The sequence below is a fragment of the Photobacterium aphoticum genome, assembly GCF_001029435.1.
Lineage (GTDB): Bacteria > Pseudomonadota > Gammaproteobacteria > Enterobacterales > Vibrionaceae > Photobacterium > Photobacterium aphoticum.
Genome location: NZ_LDOV01000003.1, coordinates 15,856 through 31,902 on the forward strand (window position 1 = coordinate 15,856; position 16,047 = coordinate 31,902).

At 51.7% G+C, this 16,047-nt stretch carries 12 protein-coding genes; 1 reads left to right on the forward strand and 11 read right to left on the reverse strand.

From position 1 onward, the window contains the following. The 11 genes from ABT58_RS01510 to ABT58_RS01560 form a co-directional block, all read right to left on the reverse strand. A complete protein-coding gene (locus ABT58_RS01510) occupies positions 1-1,128 on the reverse strand; it encodes a YcjF family protein (RefSeq protein WP_047872601.1) in 1,128 nt (375 codons plus the stop codon). Between the two features lie 141 nt (positions 1,129-1,269). Beyond that, the gene (locus ABT58_RS01515; protein WP_047872602.1) at positions 1,270-2,430 is read right to left on the reverse strand and encodes an AI-2E family transporter; all 1,161 of its coding nucleotides are present in this window, start codon (positions 2,428-2,430) and stop codon (positions 1,270-1,272) included. After that, positions 2,423-3,094, reverse strand: a complete 672-nt coding sequence (locus tag ABT58_RS01520; RefSeq protein ID WP_047872603.1) for a potassium channel family protein — start codon at positions 3,092-3,094, stop codon at positions 2,423-2,425. The genes ABT58_RS01515 and ABT58_RS01520 overlap by 8 nt, the downstream gene beginning before the upstream one ends. Position 3,095: 1 nt before the next feature. Beyond that, positions 3,096-4,001: an HlyD family secretion protein gene (locus tag ABT58_RS01525; protein WP_047872678.1), complete on the reverse strand. Its 906-nt coding sequence runs from the start codon at positions 3,999-4,001 to the stop codon at positions 3,096-3,098. A 36-nt stretch (positions 4,002-4,037) separates the two neighbouring features. After that, positions 4,038-4,262, reverse strand: coding sequence for a DUF1656 domain-containing protein (locus ABT58_RS01530; RefSeq protein ID WP_047872604.1), 225 nt, complete (start codon positions 4,260-4,262; stop codon positions 4,038-4,040). Further along, entirely contained in the window at positions 4,256-5,968 is a 1,713-nt protein-coding gene (locus tag ABT58_RS01535; protein ID WP_082210908.1) for a TolC family protein, read from the reverse strand. Before ABT58_RS01535 ends, ABT58_RS01530 begins: the two co-directional genes overlap by 7 nt. A gap of 50 nt (positions 5,969-6,018) precedes the next feature. After that, positions 6,019-8,364, reverse strand: a complete 2,346-nt coding sequence (locus ABT58_RS01540) for an FUSC family protein (protein WP_229821578.1) — start codon at positions 8,362-8,364, stop codon at positions 6,019-6,021. A 260-nt stretch (positions 8,365-8,624) separates the two neighbouring features. Next, entirely contained in the window at positions 8,625-9,920 is a 1,296-nt protein-coding gene (locus tag ABT58_RS01545) for an amidohydrolase (RefSeq protein ID WP_047872605.1), read from the reverse strand. A gap of 37 nt (positions 9,921-9,957) precedes the next feature. After that, entirely contained in the window at positions 9,958-11,028 is a 1,071-nt protein-coding gene (locus ABT58_RS01550; RefSeq protein ID WP_229821580.1) for a lipocalin-like domain-containing protein, read from the reverse strand. Between the two features lie 23 nt (positions 11,029-11,051). Continuing rightward, positions 11,052-13,517, reverse strand: a complete 2,466-nt coding sequence (locus tag ABT58_RS01555; protein ID WP_047872607.1) for an ABC transporter permease — start codon at positions 13,515-13,517, stop codon at positions 11,052-11,054. Beyond that, entirely contained in the window at positions 13,498-14,169 is a 672-nt protein-coding gene (locus tag ABT58_RS01560; protein WP_047872608.1) for an ABC transporter ATP-binding protein, read from the reverse strand. The genes ABT58_RS01555 and ABT58_RS01560 overlap by 20 nt, the downstream gene beginning before the upstream one ends. 395 nt (positions 14,170-14,564) lie before the next feature. On the opposite strand from ABT58_RS01560, the gene ABT58_RS01565 reads away from it, so the two are divergent. Continuing rightward, positions 14,565-16,025, forward strand: a complete 1,461-nt coding sequence (locus ABT58_RS01565; RefSeq protein ID WP_047872609.1) for a DUF2867 domain-containing protein — start codon at positions 14,565-14,567, stop codon at positions 16,023-16,025. The last annotated feature ends 22 nt before the right edge of the window (positions 16,026-16,047 follow it).

Below are 16,047 nucleotides of genomic sequence, written 5' to 3' on the forward strand. Positions count from 1 at the left end.
CTATTTTTTGTTCTTTTCATTGCGTTTCTGGCTCTCTTTCACTTGCTTTAAGGCTTGCTCAAATACCGCTTTAATCGCTTCACTGCTGACCGGCTCGCCTTTGCTGATATGGTATAAATATTTACACGCTGCACGGCCAATGGCGTAAGTCATACCAAAGCTCATGGCTACCGACAGCGCACTACCAACAGTTTGCCCGTACACCGGTATAAATTTTGTCAACTGACGCGCCCCTAACTGCACGACATAGTTGGCGACAAAACTGCCCCCCATCAAGCCTGCAAATTCGGTAAAACGCTGACGATTCCACACCACACCGTAATGGCGGCCCAAACTGTGCAGCATTTTGCCCTGAATAGCGGGCACAGAAACAAGCCCAACCGCAGGTAAGGCATCTGACGCACCGGCACTGCCTGCATACCACATAATTTCTCGTTGCAGTTTGGCAAAGTTACGCTGTTCGGCATCATGGTGCAGCTGTTCCCCTTCCAGGAGATACAGCACCGGCAACAGCTCTGCCAGTTGTTCTTGCAAGCGGTCAACACCATAGGGCAAATCGGCGCCTTCCGGTTGTACCAGAAAATCCACCTGTACCGCAGTAACCGACGCGCCCCAGGCTTTTTCTACCTGATCATGATTATAACCGATGGCCTGTTCACGCTGACTGGCATCGGATAAAGACAAACAGCCGGTATGCACCAGTAACACGTTTTTGATACGGCCGTCTTTGCGGATTTTACTTAACGCCGTTAACACATCTTGCTGCGATGGCTCTTCCGCTTTCATCACCACAATCAGGGCGTGACTTTGTTGCTGACAAGCGGCGATGTCTTCCGCCGGATCGTAACTGGCTTCTGATAGCCCACGGGTATCCAGAAAGCGGAGAATCGGATTGTCTTCCGGGAATTGGTAGGACAAGGAGGTTTGGGTACAAGGCTGAAAACCGTTACCAATTTCCACACTGTCATTGCCTGTCAGAGTTTCAATCAGGGTGGATTTTCCGGCGCCGGTTTTACCGATGAGCCACAATGTCGGGAGTTGAGATTCCCACTGCTGATTCGCCGCTGATAAATCAGGGTCTTGCGGCGGATTAATGTACTGATAAATATTTTTGAAGAATTCTTGCATCGTCACTTCCAACGCGACTGCTAATTAAAGGCCTCCCATGACGATACCATAAATCAAGATCTGGCAGGTGAGTAAAATCTCACTCACCTGCCTAATAAGATGTGCAACAAGAGTGCGCTACACACGCCGTGTGCACGCTGCTTATTGCTCTGAAGCCCCTCCTGTGCCTGAAGCCGTACCCGCAGATGTTCTATTGCTGGCTGTATTGCTCGTAGTATCGCTGGCGCCTTCTTGCGGCATCTTCATCCAGGTGGTGAACAACTCATACCAAATTGCCAGTACAACCGCCCCCACAAACAAGCCAATGATCCCGGCGGCGATCATCCCGCCAATGGCACCAATCAAAATCACCGGCATCGGCACATCCACTCCTCGCCCCATCAGCATAGGTTTCAGGATATTGTCAGACAGCCCCGCCAGAATCACCCACACGGTAAAGATGGTCGCGGGCGTGGTATCCATGTAAGAGAACACATAAATGATCACTGGCAACACAATCAGCAAAGCGGGTAATTGGGCAATTGCTAAAAAGAACACAATCAGGGTGATCAAACCGGCCGCCGGAATACGGAACACAAACATCGCCGCCCCCACCAGAATGGACTGGATAAAGGCCACCCCCACAACGCCGAGTAACACGCTGCGAATGGTCGCGGCAATCAATGACGCCCAAGCCTCACCATTCGGGCCAACCACACGGATGGACACACGCTTAACCCCTTCCGCCATACTGTCTGAATGCGCCATAAAACCTGCCGCAATCAGGAGCGAGATGATAAACATCACCACAGTGGCGACCCCACTGCCCAGCACCCCGGCAAAGGCACTGATCGCCCCTTTGATTTCCGGCATGAATTTGGAAATGGCCTGCGCCATATTATTGGAAAACAGCGCCCATACTTCATAGAGTTTATCGCCAATCAAGGGGATATCCGCCACCCGCTGTGTCGGCCCCGGCAAGGTAATGGACTCGGCATCTTGCAGCAAATCTGTCGCCGCGACGATGCCGTCATAAATTGACCCCATCACCAATACCAAAGGCACAATCAAAATGGCCACCCCGAGTAACGCCAGTATCGTGGCAGACAGGCCGCGTTTGCCGTTAAACCAACGCTCAAGTTTGAGCGTCAACGGCATCAGCGCCACGGCAATGATGGCACCCCACAGCACCGGAATAATAAAGGGTTTGATGATGCCGTAGGTCCACACCACCAGAACAAACAACAAGCCGATGCGTATCGACGACTCCAACATGTTGTTAATGAATATACTGCGCTTTTGTTGTTCGTCTTGTTTATTCATCTTGATTATCCTGATTGGTTTGGCTCGCGCCGACGAGACTGGCGACCACTATCGCCATATAAAACACGCCAGCAATCGCTTCTAAATAGACAATGACCTGAGCAAAGGGCGTGACCGGACTGATGTCGCCATACCCCAGTGTGGTTAAGGTGACAAAACTGAAATACGCGGCATTGGCAAAGGTTTCTCCCCATTCTTTTTTCTCTAAGCCGGTAAAAGCCGCTGGAGAAAATTCCAATATCAACAAGTACATCAACGCCCACATCAAGCCGAGTAGCAGAAAGAGCGCAAGGGAGCCGACCACCTTGTTGTTATCAATCGAGCCGGTAAACAGAATTTGCCGCATGATGGATTTGAACGTGCCAAAGAAAAACACGAACATCAGCACCACCATCAGGACACTGGCATACGTGAATTCAAACAGATTATGGGCCAGAGCCAGCATCACCCAGACCACCACCAGTGAAATCAGAAAGCGATACCAGCCACTGTCAAACCGCAAACTCACCAGACAGACCACAAACGTCAGTAACGTCACCCATTGCGATAAGGTATCGACCCAGCCTATTCGCACTACCTGTGATAGCGAGGAGCTCAGCAGCAGCAATATCAAGGCGGTCGTCAGATAAAAGAAATTGTTCTGCGTCGTGATTTTCTTTGCCATGTTATCGCCCCTCTCCACTCTCACGTGCTTGCTCGGCCTTTTCATCCAACACCATGATGGACGCCGTCATGCCAAAGCGCAGGTTGACCCCTTCCGGTAACGGTGACAGGGTGATTTTGACCGGTATGCGCTGTGCTAGACGGATCCACTGGAACACCGGATTCACGTTCGGCAGCAAGTTATAGCCGACCGACCCGTCTTGCGGCGCGATCCCCCATCCCAGCGAGTCCACCACCGCATCGATCGGTTGGTCGGGATACGCCATTAAGGTCACTTTGGCCGTATCCCCAATAGCAATGTTGGCCAGTTGGTTTTCACGGAAATAGCCAAACACCCAGAAACTGTTCACATCCACCAAGGCCAATAACGGCTGATTGGCAACCGCCTGTGTCCCGGCACGAATATCCAAATTAGACACATAGCCATCAACGGTGGCATAGACCTTGGTGAAAGAGAGATTAAGCATGGCTGACAGGCGTTTTTGCTCGGAGATTTTGATTTGAACCAACGACTCTTCATAAGCGATTTGGCGGCGGGTCAAATCTTTGCTTGATACCGCCCCACGGTCGCGTCGTTGAATGTCCTTTAAGCGGTCGTACTCAATTTTCTTGCCGCGTGCGCTGATACGCGCCCGCTCGAGTGACGACTCGGCCTGCGCCAGCGCCACTTCAAACGTGGTGGGATCTATCTCAAACAGCAATTCGCCTTTGCGTACAAACTGATTATCCACCACCGCAACATTCACCACCGGCCCCGACACGCGCGGCGCCACTTTCACTATATTGGCCCGCACTTGTCCGTTACGTGTCCACGGGTTCTCGAAATACGCCTGATACTTTTCATAGCCCCAATACAACGCCGCCCCAATGATCACGACATTGATCAACACCACCAGCAGTTTTTTGATCGCTTTCATCGTTACCTCTTCTTTTCGCGGCGCACGCTAAAACGGGATCCACAACGCATCAATCGCCACCACATAGAGCACGGTAATGGCCAGAAAGGTGGTCGACGGATAAATGATCAACCGCGACAAACGGGTTTTATTCATCATAATCACGGTGATCCATGCGGCAATCACCGCCAGCACAATCACGGATAACAAGGGGGAGTAATACACATCGCCCCACGCCAATTCATGGGGTACACGGCTGCTTTCTGTCACCATTCGGGCTGCCCTCCTGCACCTTCTGATGGCGCTTGATACGTACCGTCTGGCTCAAACGCTGGCCCGCCGGATGTGTTCAATTCACCCGTCGACGTCTCCGCTGGCTTTCCGGGGTATTCTTGCTGACTCGGGTCAATCGGTGCGCCAAAGGGAGACGAGGCCGGTGGCACCGCATCCGGCGTTAATGCAGGCAGTACCGCATCATCAAGCAAATCGCCCCAGTCCGTACGGTTTTGCAGTTGCTCTTGCGTATCCGGACGAATAAAGGCGCGACCGGTTTGGGCTTCCCACCCGCCACCGAGAGATTTGTACAGCGCCACCACCTGATTGGCGACATTGCCTTTGACGATGGCGTAAGCATCTTCACTGCGGGTCATTTTTTCTAACGAATTGAGCAGACGTTCAAAGCTGATTTGGCCATTTTCATACTGCGTCAAAGAGATGTTATAGGCCCGCACCGAGGCATCGACGGAATTAAATGCCAACGTTTTTTGTGTTTGATTGAGTTGATAAGCTGACAACGCCGTACTGACTTCCTGCACCGCCAGCAAGACTTGTTTGTTGTAATTGGTCAGGGTTTCCTGAAAGCGTGCATCCTGAATGCGGATGTTATTTTTTACCCGCCCATACTGAAAAATGTTCCATGAAAAGGCCGGGCCCAATGATAAGTTCAAGGCGTCACTGAATGAAAAATCATTCCCCGCTTTGACCGTACTGTTGGCCCCTATCGCCCCAAACAACGAGAACGAGGGGTAGAGATCCGCTCTGGCAATGCCGATTTGAGCGTTTTGTGCTTGCGCCTGTAATTCGGCCAATTGCAGATCAGGCCGGCGTAATACGAGGCCCGCATCAATACGCGGATAGAGATCCGGCGAAGCCGGGATCAGGGAATACTCATCATAATCAGCGGACAAGCGCTGGTTACGCTGCGCTTGGTACTTATTATCAAATGCTTTTACTTTGGCGCTGATCTGCGCGTCATTCAGCAATATTTCCGTCTGTTCCGGCAATGTCCCCAACAACACTGCTAATGCATTACGCGACTGCATCATGCCAATTTTCAAACTGGGCAGTGCCGACTCGGTGTTATACAACTGGGTTTTCGCCTGCTGCACATCCAGCTCGGTCACATCACCGGTTTCATATTGGATTTGCGTGATCCGCACCACCCGACGCTGGATCTCAATATTGCGCTCTGACAGCAAGACCCGCTCTTGAAACGTCCGGTAGTTAACGTAGTTACGTACCACCTCTGCACTAATGGTGACCAAAATGTCATGGTAAGACGCAATCGATGCATACAGCGATGCCTCTGCCGATTCTATGCCACGGGCATAACGCCCCCACACATCCAACTCCCACGCCGCGTCAAAACTGATGCTGGCATTGTCGAACGTATTTTCATTTTGATAGATTTTCGCCAAGTTACCGGCGATGGCCTGACGCTGGGGATACTGAAAAGAATTGGCCACACCGACAGCAGCACGGGCTTGCAGGATTCGCAGCCCCGCCGCTTCAATGTCTAAGTTCTGCTGACTGGCGCTAAATACCAACTGATTGAGTGTCGGGTCATTAAACTGCTGCCACCAACGCACGGTTTTCAGTTGACTTTGCTGATAATCGGCCGCCGTCCACGTTGTCGGTAAGGTGGGCGCATCGACACCGCTAAAGTCCGGCCCTAACACCGTACAGCCGGACATCAGCATCAATGACAGCCACAATACCCCTGCATGTCGTTTTCGCCCCACACTTCCCCCTAAAATGACTTCATAGTTAAAGCCAACCAAGGCACTTCATCACTGGCCTGTTTGCAGCGCAGCAAGGAAGCAAAAATATTTTTCTTTAAGTTTAGGAAAATATAGAAATCCGCAATGTCTGAATGTGAATACGATTCCCACTCCAACGACGTAATATAGGTACTAAGACGGGTTTCTAATTGCTGATAATCAGCCGATAGCGCCACCTCATGGTTCACAACGTCACAACCCGTATCGGATTCATCGTTTGTCGTCAGCATTGGCGCCGGAGCCATTGACGCTGACGTTTTACGCTCCGCCTCACCAGCGATCGCCAATATCAATTGAGGAATAATGGTGTCTTTATGCTGCTGCCGAGCCCGTCGCACTAACGGGCTGTCCGCAAAGTGATCACTGACCTTCAGTAACATAGTGAGATGGTGATGAAAGCCTTCACATTCACGCACAAATGCCATCACTTTGTCGGCATCAACTTCCGGGTAATTGCCGTAATTTAGCTTGCTGCTCCACACCTTCAGTTTGGTCAGGGCCACCTTCATGGTTGCCATTCGCCATGCCGACACCTTGTGCGTCCACCACCCGCGCAATGAGGTATCGTGTGGTGTTTGATGCAACACAATGAGCGCATGGGCATGCCGGAAAAAACGCTCTCGAAACACCAAAATCAAATCCGATGGGCGCGAGGTAAACGGAAAGTAATGCGACACCACCACGATCGCCACGGTGAGATAAAACAAACTGACAATCGTCAACGTGATAGCAAAGTGATAAATCATCTGGTTATTCAGCCCGAGGGTGAACATCCCAAGTAAAAAGAAAATGGTGATGGGGCCTTTTAAAAAATAAAACCCGATAAAAGTGTACGCAAAAATAAAGCATGCCAGCTCAACCCCCAGCGTCATTTGCGGCAGCAAGAACACGTAAGCGGGCACGGAAAAAATAAAGCCGAGCGTAAACAAGATAAACAATGCGAACGGATGGACGGGCATATAGGAGAGCAGCGACACAAACAGCGTGCCAAATATCACCAGGTTGTACCCGCCAGGTGGGTTGAACAAGATCCAGAACCCGGCCGTCAGCCAATAAATCATAAACACCTTGATGGCGGTTTTGGCGTTTTCCGCATCCCACCAATTAAAGTTTGGGGCAGCTTTTAAGGGCGGCAATGCAAAGCCCACAAATCCGGTGACGGAATCAATGCTGCTGATACAACTGCGCAACTGATTTAACCGCTCACGCAATTGAGTCACCAATACGCCAGAAGTGATGGCCTCCCCGCGATACACATGCCCTTCTTCGGCTAATCGCGCTTTATCGAACGCAATTTTTTCATAGGTCACGGGCGGTGTGGCGGCTTTGGTTTCCCAGGCATCCGGCAGTTGTTCAAATAATCCGATGATTTGCTCACGCAGCGCACCATAATCCTGCAAATACTCCGAAGGATGGCCGCCAGAACGCGTATGCTCTTTCGCGGCAAACAACAAAATATCGGTAATTTGCTGGTACAAGCGCACCGCCCCGTCCCATTCTTTTTTGTAGGCGGATATCTCACTGCATTCGCCGTTTAACGTCTGATAGCGGGCATCAAAGGCTTGTTGGGCCGTAAACACCGCCTGACTCAAGGTTTCTACTTTATCGGGCTGTTGCGGGTATTGCGGCAGTGCGGTGACATGGGCGAACAACGCCTGTTGCGCTTGCGAAAGGGCCGAGGCCAAGGTGTGCAGGTTCTGTTCGACCTTGGGCGGAAACACATAAATACCGACCAGGGTATACACCACCACCCCGAAGATGGTCATGAAAGTACGATCCAGTCCGTACAGAAACGCACCCGCCGCATCCCCGCCGTTGTACATCATTAAGACCATCACGCCGGTAAGCATGAACAAGGTCGGATCGTTGAGGTACGCGGTACGGATATAAAATATCACCACAATCACCATCGACACACTGAGCATGTAGAGCATCCGATCTTGCGCGAATGCCCCCACCAGCAACAAGCCGATGATTCCGCCCGCAATGGTGCCAAGCACTCGCAACGTACCTTTGGCTAAGGATTCCCGCCGACTGCCCGTGGAGGCAATCAGCATCACGGTGGTCGCGGCGGTTGAGGGTTGATTCCAGCCCATCGCCATCGGAATGAGGTAAGCCAGCGTCAGACTTAACGCCACCCGAAAGGCAAACTTGAAGGTATCATTGAGGCAGAACGGCACCAGCCAGTATTTAGGGTGCAAGAAAGCGCCCCGCTGTGTACGGGATGCTTTCTCCGCCTCAGCAGACGCCGCTTCAGCAGAATGGGGGTTGTGTATGTTGGCTGTGTCGGCCGTCTCTTTTACCGCCTCTCCCACGCTGGCAATTTATCCTCATCGTTAACTATTGTTAGAACACTTAGTTGTTCAATGACTCAATGGATAAGCCTAGAAGTGAACCGACAAAAACGATGACTTTTTTGTGGGACATTTTTGAATAGGCAGAAAACAAACACATGACAGACACGAGTCAATGCGCACAAAAAAAGCCCAGAGCAGTACTCTGGGCTTTCTGTGTTCATGACAAGGTTGTTCTTATCAGGAGGGTCTTGTCAGGGTTTTCTTGTCTGGAAAAATCATTACTGAGCTGATTGCACCGCGTGAATCGCATTCAACATCAACTTCACTGCCGGTAACATGCGGCTCTCATCAATATCGAAATCCCCGTTATGATGGCCTGCTGTTAAGTCAGAGCCAATTAAACAGTAAAGAGCTTTACCACCTTTGGCCTGAACACGATCCACCAAGTAACCGGCATCTTCACTGGCGCCGAAATCTTTTTGTGTCAGCACTTCCGTAAAGCCGCTGTTCGGGCCAATTTGGGCGAACAAACGCACTAATTCGGCATCATTTTCCAGTTCAATCGCTTCACCTTGCGGGCAAATATTCACGGTCACACCGTGCATCATCGCCGCCGCCTGCGCGATCATTTCTACCTGCTGGAACATGTAGGAATTCAACTCGCGGTTCTCGCCCCGGGTTTCCCCCATCAACACCGCATTGGCCGGGATCACGTTACGACCATCACCTGCGTGCATTTGCCCCACATTGATACGGGTCATACCGTCACGGTGACGCGGGATCGCCAGCATTTGCGTAACGGCAGTACAGGCTGCTGCTAACGCATTCTGCCCTGCGTTAGGTTCAATACCCGCGTGAGCCGGTTTACCGGAGAAATGCAGGTCAAACTTGGAGCTGCACAAGAAATGCTGAGGATCACACACTAATGTGCCGCTGGGTACATTCATGCCAATATGCGCAGCAAAAAAGTAATCCACATCATCTAACCAACCGCTTTGCGCGATGGCTTTACCGGCGCGACAGCCCTCTTCTGCTGGCTGGAATAACAATTTAATTTTGCCGCAAAGCTGATCGCGGTTTTCTGCCAAGACTTCAGCGATACCTAAACCAATCGCGGCATGGGCATCATGGCCACAGGCATGGGCAACACCGGGCAGCAATGACGCAAACCCCAAAAAGCGCGGACGGTGCATATCGTCCTGACTTTCCATCACCTCAACGGCATCAATATCAAAACGCAGGGCAATCACAGGCCCCGGTTTGCCGGAGTCTAACGTGGCACCCACCCCTGTGACACCTTCCATTTGTGCCAGAAAATGGGTAGAAGCGCCCCAGCTCATTGCACGCTCTTGCGCCTTGGCGACCCGTTCTTCATCGCGCCCCATGATAGCATCACGGTCGATGATCTCCGGGCTGAAGTGCAAGGTGTAACCCATGATGTCCAAATGGCTGGCGATGCGGCTGGTGGTGAAAAACTCCTGCCATGCCGCTTCCGGATAACGGTGAAACTCTCGACGATGGGTCATCAATCGCTGGGTTAACAGCGACTCGTCGATTTGAAAATGCTCTAACACGTCTACTTCCTACACTCTTATTATGAGGCGCCAAGCATCAATAGCCGGTAAGCTCCATAAATCCCTGTCCTGAGTGACTACCGGTAATGCGAATTGGGCCTTCCCAATATGAAAACACAAACGGCAACCACTGTTCCTTGCGTACAACATCCACTTTTAGTTTTAGCTCATGGGATGGCACTTCAATGTACCAACTCAATGGGTAATTTTTGCCGTCGTGGGTCGTGAATGAAACCGGCGACAATCGGATTTGATCCGATAACAACTGCTCAGTGTGTCCATTGGGCCAACTGCGCGAACCAAAATAATACGGTCGCTTATTTTTTTCCCTGATCTGATACACCATTAGCGCGCTGCCATCATCTAAGCGCATGGAAAACCAATCCCACCCCAACTGCGTCGATGATAAGCCTTTACTGCTCCACTCACGATCATACCAACCGTTGCCGGTGACATAATACGTTTGCCCGTCCAGCTCCAGTCGCCCTTTCACTTTCAGAAACGGCGCGCTGTAGTAGTACGAAGCGATATCTAACGACGGGTGCTTTTGGCTATACCCGGCGTCACCTTGTAAAATCAATGACCCGCTTTGTTGCACGGCCAACTTGGCTTTTACGCCCTCATCGTCAAACGTCAACACGCCCGGAAAAGGACTGTCACCGTAAGAGCGCCAGTACCAGTTATCCATCCAGGCACGGAACGGATGCCCCATCACGCCCGCCTGACCAACGCCCCCTCGGGCAAAGCGTTCAAACGCCCAGGTTTTATCCTCACTGGTGACAACCACATGGGCCATATACCGTTGCGGACTCTGCCAGCCATTACCTTTTCGGTTCGCGGATGCATGGCGGAACAGCGTCCACTGCACGCCAAACTCTTCCCCACTTTCTGCTTCCAAATTCGAGGTGAAATACCACCACTCGTTACGGAATTCTTCATGAGGCAAGTGATCTTGCGGAAACTTGAACTCGCGGCCAAACACAACCGGCGCAAAGGTATCGGTACTGTCATCGGTCATCACTGCGACCGAGCGCGCCACATCAGGTTGTGGCTCTCCACAACCGGTTAACAACGTCAGCACGGCCAACACAGCAAATGTATTAATCATTAAAGGCTTCATAGAAAGACGCATCAGAAAGAGTCCCTCAGTGACAAAATCGCCGAACGCTTCACCAAGCGCCATACTGGCCACGCCCCTGCTGCCAATAGCACGGCCAACGCAGAGCCTAACGACACAAAGTAATCCACAGGGAAATATTCTACCGGCATGGTCCAACCAAACGAGTATTTCAATACAACATCAATCAATAGCTGCGCTAACACTAAGCCCAGCGGCAATGCCATCAATGCGGTCATCAACCCAATCAAGAACAACTGACCGCCGCCTAATAGCGCCAATTCACGGCCCGTCATCCCCATGCAGCGCAACAAGGCAAATTGACGCTGACGGGAAATTTCCCCCGCTAAAGTAGCAAAGAACAAACCACAGACCGCCACGAACAAGGTCAACTTGCCCAGTGTTGCCGTCACAATAAAGGTGCGATCAAACACCCTCATGGCTTGATGCATCAATTCGTTGTTATTGCGGACACGCTCTGGCGATAAACGGAACGTTTCACCCAGTTTTTGCATCATGGCCATGGTATCAACCCCATCGGCCAAATGAATCGCCAGGGCTACCTGCCCTTTGTGCGGCCAAATCGCCTGCCAACGTTTTTGCGACAGCACAATTTGTCCGTACGGGTTACCGTAATCGTAATAGATACCGGCGATAGTCCACTTCTTGTTCATCGGTGGCGGCAAATCAACCACATCACCCGGCTTCCAGCCTTGTTTCAGTGCCAATGACTCACTCGCCAAAATCGCACGGCCATGATGCAGTTTTTGCCAGTATTCCGGCATCGAGACTTTAATCGCCATCGCCTGCTTTTCATCGCCCGTACCGCCAATACTTACGACTTGCAGTTTGCCGCTTTGGGTGGCCAACGTTTTGCTCCACTGCCACCACACCTGCTCCACATCATCCTGCTTTTCCAGCCAGTTTGACATGCGCGGCGCCATATTGATGGATGGACGCACGTAAATATCGGCCGCCAAACGTTGATCCAGCCAGGTTTCCGTCGTCGTGCGGAAACTGCCGACCATGGTTTCCATGCCGATGTTTGACGCCAGCGCCAACATAAAGGCCATGGAAGCGACGCCTCGGTAACTCAGGCTGGCCCCCGCATCAGAGAAGAACCAACGCAGACGGGCGGATTTCACCACGCGTCCCAGCAGGTTGAATAATTGCAACAGCAAGAACGGCATCACCAAGGCCGAAGCAATTAAAATGCAGGCAATCAGCACAAAGCCTTCTTCCTGACCATGCGGTAATTGGTACACCGCCAATGCCGCGCCCAAGAACAGACACGCGAACAAGGCTTGCAATGCAAACTCACGGCCACTGAAACGTACCAGTGACATGTGCGTCGCTAATCGTGCCGGCGGGGTTTTTATCAGACGCAGCAGCGGCCAACCACAAGCCAGCAAGCTACCGATAATGGCGATCAGTAATGAGGCGACACCCCACTCCCAATGCCATTCCACCGCCAAACTGATATTGGCGCCGTACAGATCATTGAGGGTTTCCGCCACCGATGGCAGCAAACGTTCAGCCAACATCAGACCAAGTATGTTACCGCCAATCAGGCCCAGTACGATCCACGCCAGCAGCTCCATAATGAGCACGCCGGCTAACTGGAATGATGACACCCCCGCCTGACGCATTAAGCCCACCAGCGGCTGACGCTGACTGAATGATAAAGACATGGCCTGATAGAAAATGAACAAGCCCACCACAAAGGCCAACATGCCCATCGCAAACAGATTCAGGTGAAACGCATTGGTCAGCGGCTCTAAGCCGGCCACTTCCTGTTTTTCCAGCTTCAGCGCCATTGGCAGTTGACCCAGCAGACGGCGCTGCTCGTCCACACTCAAGTCACCACACAAAATGCCGGTTAAACCGGAGCCGGGTTGCAGTGAACGCAGTAATGCCAAATCTGCCAACATGCGCGGGCCGCTGATCCGCTCTTGCGGTACGACCTTCAATGGGCCGATCTGCTTACCGTTTTCGAGCGTAAGGTGCTGCCCGTCCACCAGGTTCATGTAGTTCGCCAGCTGCTCACCCACCAGCACCGGATACGGCGGCTGCATCAACGACAACATTTGCATTTGCGTTGACCCACTCACCGTCGGGTCTTGCTTGAACATGGAATAGAGCGAAATAGGATCCACGCCGACGATTTCAACATCGCGGCCATCCTGCGTGACCACACGCAACTGGTCGAGCGGCACACATTGATCGAAACCAACACGACGAAGCTGGATATAGAAACCTTGCGGTACTTTTAATGACGGCTGGACATGACGGATGCGATACGGAAAAGGATTCGAGAAGAGTTGTTCGCCATCACGGTAGCTTTCACGGGCTTGTTGATTGACCCCTAATACCCCGACTAACAGGGCAATACCCAAGGTCAAACCAAACCAGACCAGCACGATTTGTAGAGGGTGACGCTTATAATGCCCCCAAAGCGCCTTAGCTACGGGGCTTAACATGGAGCTGTCCCCCTTGCAGACGAATACACCCGCTCATGTGGTCGGCCACTTGATGGCTATGAGTCACCAGCAATAGCGTACAGTCTAATTGCTTGGTCAGGTTCACCAACAAACGGATCACCGCAGCCGCATTACGCTCGTCCAAGCTGCCTGTGGGTTCATCCGCTAACAGAATTTGCGGTTCCATGTACAAGGCACGGGCAATGGCCGCACGCTGTTGCTGACCACCGGACATTTCTTCCGGGTAGCGTCCCAACAAAGGCATGAGATCAAGGGCTGCGATAATTTGACGCCACAGTGCAGGCTTTTCAGGCAAACCTTTTAATTGGCGACAAAAACGGATGTTATCTGCCGTGGTTAGGGTAGGCAGTAAATTGAATTGCTGGAACACCAAACCGATATTGTTACGACGAAAAGCAGTACGCTCACGCTCTGAAATCGCATGGATAGGCGTATCACCTAGCCACACCTCACCGGAATCTGCCACATCCAACCCCGCAATCAGGTTTAGCAGTGTACTCTTGCCCGAGCCACTCTCTCCCATTAGCGCAAGTTGATCGCCTTGTTTGAGGTCTAATTCCGCACCTTGCAGCACTGAATGGTATTCGTCGCCATCCAAGTAGCCTTTGCAAAGGTCGACCAGTCGTAACATTATTGTCCCCAGCAGTAGGAAAGTTGAGTGCTGTGGAATGTACAGGAAAGCGTGATCGCTATAAAGCACTTTAGCGCCCTTCAGCAGAAAAAACGCCTCAGCACTACAAAACCATTACAATCCCTTACATCACACTCACAACATGATGAAAATCAATACGTTTAGTGGTTACGGATAAACGTGCTTGCTGATTTTCTCATCCGCGCATTCTGTATCACTTTTCTTGTGTATCAATGACGCTGACTTCTACGCTCCCTTTTATTACGCCCATCCCCTTCATAAAGTTTATGTCAACTCACTGAAATGATGATCCCTTGTGGCTAAATATCCGCTAAAGTGTTTTATATAACATTGTGATTTAACAAGATGTTGTAGCGCATACAGGGAGTGATGTGATGACAAAAACGGTCTTGGTAGTAGGGGCTTCCGGGTATGTGGGCTCGCACTTGGTGCCAGAGTTAGCACAGGCGGGTTACACGGTGAAAGCCACTGGCCGTAACCTGCGATTACTGGAAAAACGCGGCTGGGAAGCCACCGGTAATGTCAGCCTGCACTATCTGGATTTGAATGAGCCGGACGATCTCGATGCGCTGCTCACCGATGTGGATGAGGTGTTTTTCCTTGTACACGGCATGAACCACGGCCATGATTTCATTGATATTGAACTCGATGCCGCGCGCCATTTTTCCCGCGCATTGCAGCAAAGTGCCGTTAAACACGTCATTTACCTTGGAGCGCTGCAGCCAGCAGAAGGCCATTCCAAGCACCTTGCCGCCCGTAAAGCCACCGGCGATATATTACGGGAAAGCGGTGTCCCCATTACCGAGCTACGTGCCGGTATCATTGTCGGCCCCGGATCTGCCGCCTTTGAGGTCATGCGGGATTTTGTTTACCACCTGCCCGTTCTGCTGACACCCAAATGGGTCACCTCGCGCAACTCGCCCATTGCGCTGCGTAACGTCCTGCATTACCTGCTGCAATTGCTCATTTTGCCTGCGACAGAAAACCGCATCATGGACATTGCCGGGCCAGAGAATCTCACTTATCAAGAGCAACTGCGCAAACTCGGCAAGCTGATTGGCAAGAAGGTCCGGATTATTCCCGTGCCTTTCTTCACCCCGGGCTTTGCCGCCATTTGGCTGCGATTTATTACCTCTGTGCCCACCAATATTGCCAGTGCACTGATTGGCGGCTTGCGCTTTGACCTACCTGCCGATGGCCGTGAATTACAAGCCCTGATCCCCCAGTCCCTGATGTCATACGACGAGGCGATTAAAGAGTGCCTGAGCCACGAGTCCGAAGTGGTAAGAAGTGAAATATGGGGCTTTGATCCCGATGCCCTCGCCCGATGGCAACGGGGGTATGGGTATTACCCTAAACAAGCCGGATATACCCTCAAAACCGATGCCACCTGCGAGCAACTGTGGCGTCAGGTGCAATTGGTCGGCGGCAAAGAAGGGTATTTCTTCGCAAACTTCCTGTGGCGGATACGCGAATGGATGGATGCCGCCATTGGGGGCGATGCCCTACACCGGTACCGTCGTGATCCTGATACGCTTGAATTAGGCGATAAAGTCGACTCATGGAAAGTCATCAACCTTGAACCGAATCATTTTCTTTCTTTGCTCTTTGGCATGAAAGCCCCCGGCCTTGGCCGATTGGAATTCACCATTGAAGATAAAGGCGACCATCGTGAAATTGATATTCGCGCATGGTGGCATCCGGCTGGTTTTTCCGGCTTGCTGTATTGGTTTGCCATGATGCCCGCCCACCTGTTTATTTTCCGAGGCATGACCCATGCGTTAGTGAAGCGCTGTAAAGCCAAAGCACAAGAAGGAAAGACAGAGACGGTTTAGTTAAAGGGGCACTGAAGGGACG

What these genes read in the sequence shown, in the direction of transcription:
- ABT58_RS01510 (WP_047872601.1), bottom strand. Translation starts at nt 1,128, where the DNA reads ATGCAAGAATTCTTCAAAAATATTTATCAGTACATTAATCCGCCGCAA.
- ABT58_RS01515 (WP_047872602.1), bottom strand. Translation starts at nt 2,430, where the DNA reads ATGAATAAACAAGACGAACAACAAAAGCGCAGTATATTCATTAACAAC.
- ABT58_RS01520 (WP_047872603.1), bottom strand. Translation starts at nt 3,094, where the DNA reads ATGGCAAAGAAAATCACGACGCAGAACAATTTCTTTTATCTGACGACC.
- ABT58_RS01530 (WP_047872604.1), bottom strand. Translation starts at nt 4,262, where the DNA reads ATGGTGACAGAAAGCAGCCGTGTACCCCATGAATTGGCGTGGGGCGAT.
- ABT58_RS01535 (WP_082210908.1), bottom strand. Translation starts at nt 5,968, where the DNA reads ATGCTGATGTCCGGCTGTACGGTGTTAGGGCCGGACTTTAGCGGTGTC.
- ABT58_RS01550 (WP_229821580.1), bottom strand. Translation starts at nt 11,028, where the DNA reads ATGATTAATACATTTGCTGTGTTGGCCGTGCTGACGTTGTTAACCGGT.
- ABT58_RS01555 (WP_047872607.1), bottom strand. Translation starts at nt 13,517, where the DNA reads ATGTTAAGCCCCGTAGCTAAGGCGCTTTGGGGGCATTATAAGCGTCAC.
- ABT58_RS01560 (WP_047872608.1), bottom strand. Translation starts at nt 14,169, where the DNA reads ATGTTACGACTGGTCGACCTTTGCAAAGGCTACTTGGATGGCGACGAA.
- ABT58_RS01565 (WP_047872609.1), top strand. Translation starts at nt 14,565, where the DNA reads ATGACAAAAACGGTCTTGGTAGTAGGGGCTTCCGGGTATGTGGGCTCG.